This is a genomic window from Sneathiella glossodoripedis JCM 23214 (genome assembly GCF_000616095.1).
Classification (GTDB): domain Bacteria; phylum Pseudomonadota; class Alphaproteobacteria; order Sneathiellales; family Sneathiellaceae; genus Sneathiella; species Sneathiella glossodoripedis.
In genome coordinates, this window is record NZ_BAMS01000001.1 from 975,259 (window position 1) to 987,819 (window position 12,561).

Consider the following 12,561-nt stretch of genomic DNA (forward strand, 5'->3'; position numbering starts at 1 on the left):
ATAATGATAAATTATTCAGTTGATACTGATGGAATTGCAATAATCTCCTGGGATATGCCAGAGCGTTCCATGAATGTCCTCAATAATGAAAGTATTCCTGCATTTGCGGAAGCTGTGCAAAAAGCGATTTCTGATACTGACGTCAAAGGTGTGATCATTACTTCAGGCAAACCGGATTTTATCGCTGGAGCCGACCTTGAAATGCTACAGGCCTGGAATGGTGCAGAGGAGATGTTCAACAACGGTATGGAATTGCAGATGCTGTTCCGATCCATCGAAAAATCGGGAAAACCGTTTGTCGCTGCCATTAATGGAACCGCGCTCGGAGGTGGGTTTGAAATTTGCCTTGCGTGCCATCGTAGAATTGTTGCTGACAATCCAAAAGCAAAACTCGGTCTGCCAGAAGTGAAGGTTGGTTTGCTGCCCGGCGGTGGTGGGACACAGCGCCTGCCACGTCTTATTGGCATTCAGGCAGCTTTGCCAATCTTGCTTGAAGGTACACATATGAGCCCTGAAAAGGCGTTGAAGTTGGGGGCCGTTGATGCCCTGGTCCCGGCGGAGAAGCTTCTTTCATCAGCGCGTGACTGGCTCTTAAGTGCGAAGCCTGAAGATGCAATACAGCCTTGGGATCTGAAAAAGTTCAAGATCCCAGGTGGTGCCCCGATGAGCCCATCTGGAATGATGACATTCACTGCCGGTAACGCAATGCTGCGTGAAAAGACACAAGGAAATTATCCTGCGGCGCTGAACATTATGTCCTGTGTTTATGAGGGATGCTGCGTAGATATTGACAATGGTTTGAAAATTGAAACCCGTTATTTCGTCAAAACCTGTTCTTCACCAGAAGCGAAAAATATGATCCGATCATTATTTTTCGGAATAGGTGCTGCTAACAAATTGGCATCACGGCCTAAAAATATTCCAACTCAGAAATATGGCAAAGTTGGTGTTCTTGGGGCTGGAATGATGGGAGCGGGTATTGCTTATGCTACTGCGATGGCTGGTATCGAAGTGGTGCTTATCGATCAGGATATGACAGCAGCAGAAAAAGGTAAGAGCTATAGTCAAAACCTGCTTGAAAAAGCAGTTAAACGGAAACGGATGAGCGCAGAAAAAGCGGCGGATATTTTAGGCTTGATTACGCCAACGACCGATTATGCAAAGCTTGAGGGTGCTGATCTTGTAATTGAAGCGGTTTTTGAAAATCGTGACATAAAGGCTCAGGTGACTGAGAAGTCAGAGGCTGTTATTTCTGACACTGCGATTTTCGCGTCAAATACATCAACATTGCCAATAACAGGCCTTGCTAAAGCAAGTAGTCGGCCAGCCAACTTTATTGGTCTACATTTTTTCTCACCCGTAGACAAAATGCCGTTGGTTGAAATTATATGTGGTAAAGAGACAAGTCAGGAAACATTGGCGCGTTCAATGGATTATGTGAAAGCGATCCGAAAAACTCCGATTGTTGTAAATGATAGTCGTGGTTTCTACACAAGCCGCGTTTTTGGCACCTATGTTAGCGAGGGCATTGCCATGTTGGGTGAAGGGGTCAATCCTGCCCTGATCGATAATGCCGGAAAAATGGCTGGGATGCCGGTAGGGCCACTCGCGTTGGCAGACGAGGTTGCCCTTGACCTCATCCATAAAATTTCAACGCAAACCAGAAAAGACTTAGGTGACAAGTATGTTGCTTCACCAAGTGAACCTGTTGTCCAGAAAATGGTGGAAGAGCTTGGTCGCGTTGGTAAGAGAGAAGGTAAAGGGTTCTATGAATATCCCGAGGAGGGAAAAAACATTTGTGGAAAGAACTTTCCGCGCACTTCCCTCAATTGCCTGAAGAAGAACAACCTGATGTTGATGAAGTGATCAAACGGCTGATGTTTATTCAATCCGTTGAAACTGCGCGCTGTATGGAAGAGGAAGTTGTGTTATCTGCAACGGATGCGGATGTTGGCTCAATCCTGGGCTGGGGATTTTGTCCATCCAAAGGCGGGGCAGTTAGTCAGATCCATACTGTTGGCGTTGAGAATTTTGTTGGTGAATGTGACAGGCTGGCGCAACAGTATGGCGCTCGATTTACGCCACCAAACATGCTTCGTAAAATGGCCGCGAATGGTGAACAGTTTTACGCTGCTTAACTATTAGTGAAGTTTATGAAAAACGCGGCAGTGAATGCCGCGTTTTTTTGTGCGTTATAGCTGATTTTTCAAAAGTTTCTCATCTGGGACCGAAGAATACTCAGGTGGTAACGGTACAGATTTTCGAGCGGTCATATCGAAATAACATCCTATTACCGTCGTGCAATTAACGATTTCATCCGTGTCGCAATTGATCAGGTGATGGCCGAATGCAAAGTTTTTTGGCCTTCGGTCCAAAAGCCCACTTTTCAGGACAAGAGAATCCGCCATGCGGATGGGTCTTAGGAATTCAGTATAATAGTCAAGCGCTGCGGACCCAAGATTACGCTCCCTTTGCATCGCGCGCGTTATGCCAACCGATCCCATAATATGGCTGGCTGCATCGGAAAATCGGGCAATAATGTTGCTGATTTCAATGTTACCAAAGGCATCACATTCCCACACATCCACGGCGCTGCGGCTGGTTTCAAACATATGCTCCATTTTTTTTGCAGCCATAACCACCGATTTTATTGGCGCTGGGCAATATAGGTCCTCATGAGGATCTTCCAATTTTTTGGCTGCTTCCAGAACATCAAGCGGTGTGTTCAGTATTTCCCCGTTATCCAGATCCTGATAGACAAGATTGAATTCACTGACCGATGAAAGCGTATCATCGACCGCATTATACAAGTGAGTAAATGCTTGAATGCTGTCTTCTTTTACCGCACGAACGCCAGATACGCCGTACATTTGTGCGCCAACATGCATTTCCGCCATATACTGAATTCTCAGATCGCGATATTTTAGTGCACGCCGTTCTTCGCGAATGCGCGCTGGAGATAAACCTAGTGCATTTAAAAGATGCGCAAGGGAAGCTGAAGCACGAGAGCTGTAGAACTGCACGTTCATATGCTTCATCTGATCACATTCCCAAGTGTCTACAGTCCCGCGATATCCTGCAATCAGTTTCGAAGATGTGTGGCTCATAGCGATACCTCTTCTTGCAGTTTAAGGGATTGTAATTTCGAAAGAGTTTTTTCATCGAAGGCGACGACTTTGCGCTTTTGCATGTCAAAGTGAAGGGCTGTCACAAGAGACTCGTATGACAATTTTTCAGTTGCACTATTGTAAAGCTTGTGATGGACCGTGATCGATTTTTCTGTAAATCCAGCAATCCCGGAAACCATATGCATTAGGTCGCCTACCAGCAACTCACCTCGAAATCTGTTTTGCTGTTCAACAGCAACCATACCTTTGCTTCTGTTTTTGATATGTTCCGCCGTATAGCCGATTTTTGGGAAAATACTTTGCATGGCGTGACTGATGCAGTTGCCGTAGAATTGTATATTCATGTGACCCATCCGATCACACTTACTGTTCAGTACATGTCCCCGAAAGGTTTCAAAATACCTGTCCATGGAAAGAAGAACTCCCCGTTTTTGATTGTTATTATTGGTTCTGTATCCTTTGTAGCATCACATGAACATAACGGTCGATCATTTCTTTGCTATCTGCCCCAAAAAGGGATAGCCGGCCCGTTTCTTTTAGAATAAGCGCACCAGTGACGTAACTGATTGCATCGAGCGTTTCCTGTTGGGCAAGTTCGGCGGAAGCATTACTGTTCTTGTGCAGGCAATTCGCCAGATAACCAAGAAGTGACATTAATCTCCCGTTCAGCAGTTTGTTTGTTTCCGATGAAAAACCCTGACGCTTTACTTCACCGCTGGAAAACAGGTGCAAACCTAATTGCAGATCGAAGGGATGGGTATCATAATAATTGTAGTAGGCGGTAAAGGCGCTGATTATCTTGTTTTCTCTTCCTACTGCATTGGAGGATGCTTCTTTTACATGATTGGTAAGGTTGAGAAGTGATTTAAACAACAGCTCAGAGTAGATTTCTTCCTTGGACTGGAAATACGCGTATGACGCTCCTGTTGAATAGCCGGCCTCTTTTGCGATTGCGCGCATGGTCGTGCCTTCAAGACCATTTTGCCTGAAAAGGGATGCGGCAGCATTTAATATTTGCTGCCGCTTGTAAGCTTGAAGCTCTTGTTTTCTGCTTTGTTTAGTCTCTTGCATTATCCCAAATTTTGACCGCTATCACGTTCATGGACGGCTTGATGAAAGCCCGCTTCTTCGGCCCGATGTTTAAACCACATTCCTTCTGGGCTGTGACGAGTGATACCATCAAATATCGTTGCTGTCATTTGTGTAGATGCCAATCCCATGTTGTCAAAGGCTTGATTGATCATAAGTTTTTGCATCATCAATTGGTTCTTTGGGACAGATCCAATTCTTTTGGCCAACTCCATCACCCTCTCTTCAAGTTTCTCAGACGGAACGGCATCTACAACAAGGCCCATATCTTTTGCTTCTGTTCCGCTAATTAGATCACCAGTTAGAAGCATTCTTTTCGCTTTTTCTGGTCCAAGTCGATAAACCCACATCGCTGTCGTCGGGCATCCCCAAACCCGTGCAGGTGGATATCCGATTTTTGCGGTATCTTCCATAACGACCAGATCTGCGCAAAGAGCGATATCGCTACCGCCTGCAACGGCATATTTATGCACCTTTGCGATAACCGGTTTGTAGGACCGAAAAATACTCATGAAATCCTGTGTATATCCCATCATCAACTTGTAATCGATCATCGGATCCCATGGCATTTCCTGAATAACTGAATTAGCGCCACTGGTTTCGGCAAAAATCTTCAAATCATAACCGGAACAAAAGCCGTCCCCTGCTCCTTGCAGGATTATGACATGCACTGAATCATCCGCATTAGCTCTTTCTACAGCTTCCCGAAGCTTGCGGGGGGTATCCGGGTGGATAGCATTTAGAGTTTCTGGGCGATTTAAGGTTATTCGTGCGATCCGCTCTTCGGTTTCATAAAGCACAATTTCATCAGTCATCTCGTGTTCCTTTCTATTTTTCACAATTATGTTCATAAAAATGAACGTTGTTCAAATTATATTTAAAGAAAATTTCGACGGATTTTGTTTTTCCCTTCGTTTTAGTCAGGAGTTCATTTTGAAAGGAAACCAAATGAAGAAAATTTTTGTGATATCTGCCTTGGCTGTGGCGATTTCGATCCCTCCTATCGCGCTCGCAACTGCACATATGAATAAAAATGGTGACAAGTGGGTCGAACATTTCTTTAGCGAACACGATAAAGATAACAATGGGCTTATGAGTAAGGAGGAGCTTCCGAAACGCTGGCAAAAATATTTTAAATCCGCAGATCAGAATAAGGATGGTCAGCTTACCCGTTCCGAGGTGTTGGAAGCTCGTAAAGATCGTAAATCAAAGCACTTGATGCGTACGATGCTGGAACTGGATAGCAATAGTGACGGTGCCATAAGCAAATCAGAAATGATGGATTTCATGGACCGGAAGTTTGCGAAACTGGACAGTGATAAAGATGGGCGTCTGACTATGGATGAACTTTCGCGGCTTAAAAATATTCTGCGAAATGATCGGCACCAACGATCTAAAGATAATGGGTAACGTGAAATGGGTCCGCCTCGAGTGGGCCCGGATTTTATATACCTAATTGACGTGACGCTAGATCCCGCATGATTTCTTCTGCTCCGCCGCCGATAGCATTGACCCTAACTTCCCTGTAAAGGCGTTCTGATTTGGATCCCCGCAAATACCCTGCGCCGCCCATTGTTTGAACGCCTTCACGGGCACAATATTCCATGCATTCTGTCGCCTGATTTTTTAACATGCAGATATCGGCCACAGGTTGTTGTCCTGAATGTACCATCAGCGCGATTGATCAAGGTATGCGGTAGCGGCATTAATTCGCTGAGCCATTTGGACAAGTTTATGCCTTACGACCTGTTTCTGACTAAGAGGTTTGCCAAAAACAATTCTTTGTTGCGCATAATCGAGAACCTCATTGTAACAAGCCCGAGAGGCGGCGATACAACCCGCAGCCATCCATAAGCGCTCTGAGTTGAAATTCAGCATAATTGCCTGAAACCCCTGGTTTTCAGTGCCTAGCAAATTTGCGGCAGGAACGCGGCAATTATCAAAATAAAGCGTCGCAGTGTCTGATGCCCACCACCCCATTTTATTAAGCGGGGTTCGCTCAAATCCGGCCGTATCTCTGTCAATGAGTAACAGGGAGATGCCGTTCATTCCAACGTCACCTGTTCGTACTGCAACCGTATATACATCGGCTCGCATTCCCGACGTTATGAAAGTTTTAGTACCATTGACGACGTAGTGATCTTCATAGCGGACTGCTGTGGTTTTCAAATTTGCAACGTCAGAGCCACCATCCGGTTCTGTAATCGCCAAGGCGCTTATTTTATCACCGCTGAGAATGCTAGGGAGGTATCGTTTCTTTTGCTCTTCATTGCCGACATTCTTGATCGGGGGGCTACCAATTGTGTGGCTCATCAGGCTGGCGGAAATACCTCCTGCGCAGACTGCTGCAAGTTCTTCGGCCACAATCAAACTGTAAAACAGATCAACTTCGGTTCCGCCATATCCCTCAGGAAAGCCGATTCCTAATAGCCCCAATTCACCCGCTTTAGTGTACAGGTCTCTTGGAAAGGTTTCAGCTTCATCCCATTCGCTGGCGAACGGTTCTATTTCATCTGCGACGAAGCGTTGAACCATTGCGCGAAACACGTGGTGTTCCTGAGTGTAATGTGGTGGGATATAGCGCTGTAATCCTGGCATTAGTTGGCGTTTTCCTGATCTGGTTCAATTTCAACAAGAATAGTTCGACTGGCGACCTGATCATCCACCTTTGCATGAATTTTCTTAACTACACCACTAACACGGCTTGTTATTTCATGCTCCATTTTCATGGCTTCAAGGGTCGTTATGAGTTGTCCCGGCTTAACTCTCTCACCTTCACTCACTTCAATTGCGAGCAATTTTCCGTTCATGGGGGCGACGACTGCTCCATCCGCCGATTGAGACGCAGCGTTTGCACTTAACAATGTGATGTCAGATGCGCTGAATTGCAGTCCATCAGCGCAAATATGCAAGCAGTTTTCTTCGTGAACAATTTGGCAACTCAAATGCTGTTCCTCTATAGAAATTCTATAGTTAACACCGTCTTCGTTCAGTATTTCTACAATCGAGATATCCGTATCATAATCTATGGCGTAGCGATTGGTGGATAACAGCTCGATTTGAAATTCGTGCGGCTCTTCATCAATTAGCAGTTTCACTTTTGGAGGGGAAATAGGACTGCTACACCAGTTGTTGGTAAGTGAGTTACTCTTAAAGCGCTTTTCATGGAGTGTTAGTGCGGCCGCTAAGATCTTGTGCCTGATTTGAAGTGGCGGTTTTTTCCGGCGTTTCTTAGGAAACTCCTTATCTATGAAGTCGGTAGTTGCAAGTCCTTTTGCAAATGTTTCATTTTTCAAACAGTCGATGAGGAACTGTCGGTTGGTCGTCAAACCAAGGTCAACGGTCTTATTGAGTGAGCGTATTAGCCGTCTTCTGGCATCTTCGCGTGTTTCGCCATATGCGATGACTTTGGCAATCATTGCATCGTAATGGGGGGTGATTTCAAAACCGTCCTTCAAGCCGTGGTCAGTTCTTAATCCTTCGCCTTCACTGGGGATCCATTTGAGCAATTTCCCAACACGTGGAAGGAAGTTTTTATAGGGATCTTCCGCATACAAGCGCGCTTCAATTGCGTGTCCTGATAAATTGATGTTTTCCTGCAGTTCCGGCAGGCGTTCTCCCCTAGCGATGCGCAATTGCCATTCCACTAGATCGTATCCGGTTATCAGTTCCGTAACGGGATGCTCGACTTGCAAGCGGGTGTTCATTTCCAGAAAATAAAATGAACCATCTTCAGCGAGCAGGAACTCAACGGTACCGGCTCCGACATAATTGATTGCCTTGGCCGCGGCAACCGCAGCAGCCCCCATCTTTTCTCTAAGCTCGTCCGAGACAACTGGGGAGGGGGCTTCTTCAATCACTTTCTGGTGGCGCCGCTGAATTGAGCAATCCCTTTCCCCCAAGTGAACGGTATTCCCCTGGCTATCCGCAAAGATCTGAATTTCAATATGGCGTGCATTTACGACCGCTTTTTCAAGTATCAGCTCATCAGAGCCAAAAGCATTTTTTGCCTCGGATCTTGCGCCTTCCAATGCGCGTAATAGCTGGTCGTTATTTTCAACCAAACGCATACCGCGGCCGCCGCCACCTGCAGCAGCCTTAACCATGACAGGAAAGCCAATTTTCGTTGCTGCATCAACAAAACGGCTGTCTGACTGATCCCGTTCCTCATAACCAGGTATGCAGGGCACATTCGCAGCAATCATTCTGCGTTTTGCTTCAGCCTTGTTACCCATAACATCAATGGCGACTGCAGATGGGCCAACAAAAGTAATGTTTGAGTCATTACATTTGCTTGCAAAATCAGCATTTTCTGACAGAAAGCCATATCCCGGATGAATTGCATCTGCTCCGGTTCTGCGCGCAGCTTCGATAATACTTGAAATATTCAAATAACTTTCGGTTACCGCGGCCGGTCCAATGCACACTGCTTCATCCGCCAGTTCAACATGGAGCGCATCCCTATCTGCTTCAGAAAATACCGCGACTGTATCATATCCCATCATTTTGGCGGTTTTGATGATCCGGCACGCGATTTCTCCGCGGTTCGCAATCAGGATTTTTGAAAAGTCACCCATTTATTTCTGATTCCGTTTCTGTTTGGGCAGCGTGTCCATCAACTTGCAAATAATGCCTAACATCACTTCGTCTGCACCTCCGCCGATGGATGCAAGTCTACCATCCGGTAGGATCGAGTTATTGGGGTTTCGTTCATAAAACCCATTCCGCCATAATATTGCAAACAGGCGTCATTGACTTCTCGGGTAAGGCGCCCTGCCTTTAGCTTGGCCATTGAGGCCATCATTGTTACATTTTCGCCGGCGACATAGTCTTCTACAGCTCGATAGGTGAGGGAGCGAAGGCATTCTATCTCGGTTTTCAGCTCTGCAAGCCTGAAATGGATCACCTGATTATCAAGAAGCGGTTTCCCAAAAACCTGTCTCTCGCGGGTATATGAAATTGTATCATCAACAGCCTTATCGAGCTACGCAGGGCATTACCTGCGGCCCATAAACGCTCTTCCTGGAATTGCAGCATCTGGTAGGTAAAGCCTAACCCTTCTTCACCAATAATGTTGCGTTTGGGGACGCGGACATCTTCAAAATAAAGCTGCGCCGTATCAGAGGAACGCATACCCAACTTGTCCAGCTTTTTGGCAACAGTAATTCCAGGCGTATCCATTGGAACAATTATCAAAGACTTGCTACTGTGGATTGGACCATCGCTTGTATTGACGAGCATGCACATAAAATCTGCTTGTGTGCCGTTGGTAATCCACATTTTCTGGCCATTAATGACGTAATCATCGCCATCGCTGCGGGCGTTGGATTTTATGGCTGCCACATCCGAGCCGGCGCTGGGTTCAGAAACACCAATACATGCAACATAGTCGCCTGAAATTGCCGGACGTAAGTAATTCTCCTTTACGTAATCGGAGCCAAAGCGGGCGAGAGCAGGGGTTGCCATGTCTGTTTGTACACCGATTGCCATCGGAACACCGCCACAAGGAATTTCCCCCAATGTTTCAGCCATGGCGAGGCTAAAAGAGTAGTCGAGTCCCATTCCGCCATATTCTTCGGGTTTACAGACCCCCAGGAAACCTTGCGCACCCATTTTTTGGAAAAGCTCTTTTGCCGGAAATATTCCCGCGTCTTCCCATTCATCAACAAATGGTGTGATTTCCTGTTTGATGAACTTGCTTAGGGAATTCATAAACTCGCGATGTTCTTGTTTGTATAGCATTCTTTCCTCCCCAGTTACATGCGTGCGACGCCGAATGTGTTGCTGTTTGTGTTTCGTTTGTCCCCCTCCAATGCAATCGAAAGGCAATAGCTTAAGACTTTCCTCGTGTCTCTGGGGTCGATTAAGCCATCGTCCCAAAGTCGTGCTGTCGCATATAAGGCGGTCGACTCTTTTCTGGTCCGTGCAATGATCCCGGCTTCCATTTTATCGAGAGCTTCTCTGTCAGGTTCTTGTCCCATTCGGCGGAATTTTTCTTCCGTGACAATGGAAAGAACTTTGGCAGCCTGTTCACCGCCCATGACCGCGATCTGGTAGTTTGGCCATGCAAAAATGAATCTCGGGTCAAAGGCCCTTCCGCACATGCCATAATTCCCGGCTCCAAAGCTGGCACCAATCTGTAGGGTGATTTTGGGAACTGTTGCGTTGGTGACAGCTTGAATCATTTTTGATCCATGCTTGACAATCCCAGACTGCTCAGCCTCAGTCCCGACCATAAATCCTGTCGTGTTCTGAAGGAAGATTAACGGGGTTCCGGATTGACAGCAGAGCTGGATGAATTGCGCGGCCTTTGCGGCCCCTTGTGCGTCTATAGGGCCATTGTTTCCAAGGATACCAACCGCTTGTCCTTCAATTTTTGCGTGGCCACAAACAGTGGCACTTCCATAAAGCTCCTTAAAATCAAGAAACTCGGAACCGTCTGTAATACGGGCGATTATCTCTCCGACATCATAGGGTTTCTTATAGTCGGTCGATACGATTCCAAGCAGGTCTTCTGAGCTATACAGGGGGTCTTTATAATCGTGATGTCGAGATTGTTCAGGTCCATTTTCGTTCCATGGAAGGCTTTGCAGAATTTCGCGTGCTATCCTGATGCCGTCTTCATCATTTTCTGCCAGATATTCAGATACCCCTGAAACGGTGGAATGCATATGTGCGCCGCCCAGCTCTTCGTCGGTGGCAATTTCACCAGTGGCCGCTTTTAATAGAGGAGGTCCGGCCAAGAATACTTTTGCGCGCTCTTTGACCATAATTACATAGTCAGAAAGTCCGGGAAGATAAGCTCCTCCGGCGGTGCTGGAGCCATGAACAACAGTGACTTGTGGAATGCCAGCTGCAGATATACGGGCCTGATTGGCAAATCCCATGCCGCCTTTTACGAAAATCTCCGCTTGATAGAGGAGGTTTGCACCTCCAGATTCTACCAAGTTTACAACCGGAAGCTTGTTTTTGAGGACAATTTCCTGTGCACGAAGGGTTTTTTCAAGACCCATCGGGGCTGTAGTTCCCCCTTTGATAGCGCTGTCGGAAACCTTGATCATGCAACGAATACCGCTCACATAACCGATACCAATAATTACGCCCCCCCCGTGAACTTCAGTCTTTCCGTCGTCATCATGCATCCCCAATCCCGCAAGTGTCGCAAGATGCAGAAACGGCGCGCCTTTATCGAGGAGCAGGGACAGTCGCTCACGTGGCAAAAGCTGACCCCGTTTTTCAAATTTTTCTTTCTTGCTGTTTGATGTTTCCCTGATCCGGCTTTCCAGTGCGCGAAACTCTTCTATTTTTTCCAGCATTGCCTTTTTATTGGCTTGAAATAACTCACTTGTTGTGTCGATTTCTGATTTTATGACAGGCATGCCGTACCTCTATTTATTGGAATCCTGTGAACTATCTTCCTGAAAGATTTTTGGAGTGACGGCCAGATGGAAGCCGTTATAAGGCTGACTGTTATTGTGTTCCGGAAGAGGCCAGTGCAATCTGGCGTTTGGTGCGGCCCCATCAACGCGAATGCAGTCTCCTGAAATAAAAGAGGCGGCTTCTGACAACAGGAACACAATGGCGGCGGAGGTTTCTGATTCCGTTCCCATTCGCTTTGCGGGATTATGGCTTGCCAGTTTTTTCAGTTGTTCCTGAAACCATTCCGGATAGGTGTCCATACCTGACGACATGATCCAGCCCGGTGCAACAGCATTGACGCGGACACCAGCCTGTGCCCATTCCACCGCGGCAGTTTCTGTGAAGCTCAGCATTCCTTTTCTGGCTGCCCCGGAATGCCCCATGCCAGGCATTGAAGTCCACATATCAGCAATAATGTTGACAATCGAGCCGCCGCCATTTTCTTTCATCCATTGTGTATAGACTTCGCGCGCGAACAGAAAACCGCCTGTCAGGTTGTTGTTGACTACGGCCTCCCATCCTTTTTTGCTGATACTCTCAAGCGGTGCGGGAAATTGACCGCCAGCGTTATTGACCAAACCATTTATGGAACCGTGAACTTCGAGAATATCACTAACAGTTTGAACAACTTTTTCTTCATCGCGAATGTCACAGGAATGTGTAGTCGCGAAACCGCCGGCATTTGAAATTTCAGTTGCGACCAGATCCAGTTTTTCTTGCGTACGCCCAACCAGTGCGATTTTCGCGCCCAAGGCTACCAGTTCATGTGCTGTGCAACGGCCTATACCGCTACCCCCACCTGTTACAACGATGGTTTGTCCTGCGAACAGGTCCGGCCGAAATATGGATCGGTATCCCATAAAAAAACATGCCTCCCGCTGTTTTTCTTATTTATCTGTCATACATCTTTATTTCTTAATTGACT

8 protein-coding genes and 3 pseudogenes are annotated in these 12,561 nt (G+C 46.6%); 2 read left to right on the forward strand and 9 right to left on the reverse strand.

Annotated elements, in window-relative coordinates; all coding sequences use genetic code 11:
• The first annotated feature begins 3 nt into the window (after nt 1-3).
• Nucleotides 4-2,138, forward strand: a pseudogene (locus tag JCM23214_RS19130) (3-hydroxyacyl-CoA dehydrogenase NAD-binding domain-containing protein).
• Nucleotides 2,139-2,192: 54 nt separating this feature from the next.
• On the opposite strand, the gene JCM23214_RS04860 reads toward JCM23214_RS19130, so the two are convergent.
• Genes JCM23214_RS04860 through JCM23214_RS04875 form a run of 4 tightly spaced genes read right to left on the reverse strand, consistent with a single transcriptional unit; the run spans nt 2,193 to nt 5,032 of the window.
• Nucleotides 2,193-3,107: an acyl-CoA thioesterase gene (locus tag JCM23214_RS04860; RefSeq protein ID WP_025897879.1), complete on the reverse strand. Its 915-nt coding sequence runs from the start codon at nt 3,105-3,107 to the stop codon at nt 2,193-2,195.
• Nucleotides 3,104-3,538, reverse strand: coding sequence for a thioesterase family protein (locus tag JCM23214_RS04865; RefSeq protein WP_084264577.1), 435 nt, complete (start codon nt 3,536-3,538; stop codon nt 3,104-3,106). The genes JCM23214_RS04860 and JCM23214_RS04865 overlap by 4 nt, the downstream gene beginning before the upstream one ends.
• A gap of 31 nt (nt 3,539-3,569) precedes the next feature.
• Nucleotides 3,570-4,199, reverse strand: a complete 630-nt coding sequence (locus tag JCM23214_RS19135) for a TetR/AcrR family transcriptional regulator (RefSeq protein ID WP_025897881.1) — start codon at nt 4,197-4,199, stop codon at nt 3,570-3,572.
• Nucleotides 4,199-5,032 (reverse strand): crotonase/enoyl-CoA hydratase family protein, encoded by an 834-nt coding sequence (locus tag JCM23214_RS04875; protein WP_025897882.1) that lies wholly within the window; start codon nt 5,030-5,032, stop codon nt 4,199-4,201. The genes JCM23214_RS19135 and JCM23214_RS04875 overlap by 1 nt, the downstream gene beginning before the upstream one ends.
• Before the next feature lie 133 nt (nt 5,033-5,165).
• Here JCM23214_RS04875 and JCM23214_RS04880 point away from each other — a divergent pair, with 133 nt between their 5' ends.
• Nucleotides 5,166-5,627: an EF-hand domain-containing protein gene (locus JCM23214_RS04880; RefSeq protein WP_159104300.1), complete on the forward strand. Its 462-nt coding sequence runs from the start codon at nt 5,166-5,168 to the stop codon at nt 5,625-5,627.
• Between the two features lie 34 nt (nt 5,628-5,661).
• Here JCM23214_RS04880 and JCM23214_RS19140 read toward each other — a convergent pair.
• The 5 genes and pseudogenes from JCM23214_RS19140 to JCM23214_RS04905 form a co-directional block, all read right to left on the reverse strand.
• Nucleotides 5,662-6,815 (reverse strand): annotated as a pseudogene (locus tag JCM23214_RS19140) (acyl-CoA dehydrogenase family protein).
• Nucleotides 6,815-8,794, reverse strand: coding sequence for an acetyl/propionyl/methylcrotonyl-CoA carboxylase subunit alpha (locus JCM23214_RS04890; RefSeq protein WP_025897884.1), 1,980 nt, complete (start codon nt 8,792-8,794; stop codon nt 6,815-6,817). The pseudogene JCM23214_RS19140 and the gene JCM23214_RS04890 overlap by 1 nt, the downstream one beginning before the upstream one ends.
• Nucleotides 8,795-9,959 (reverse strand): annotated as a pseudogene (locus tag JCM23214_RS19145) (acyl-CoA dehydrogenase family protein).
• Nucleotides 9,960-9,973: 14 nt separating this feature from the next.
• Nucleotides 9,974-11,596 (reverse strand): acyl-CoA carboxylase subunit beta, encoded by a 1,623-nt coding sequence (locus tag JCM23214_RS04900; protein ID WP_025897885.1) that lies wholly within the window; start codon nt 11,594-11,596, stop codon nt 9,974-9,976.
• A gap of 9 nt (nt 11,597-11,605) precedes the next feature.
• Complete coding sequence (locus tag JCM23214_RS04905; RefSeq protein ID WP_025897886.1) at nt 11,606-12,496, reverse strand: SDR family oxidoreductase; 891 nt, start codon at nt 12,494-12,496, stop codon at nt 11,606-11,608.
• Between the last annotated feature and the right edge of the window lie 65 nt (nt 12,497-12,561).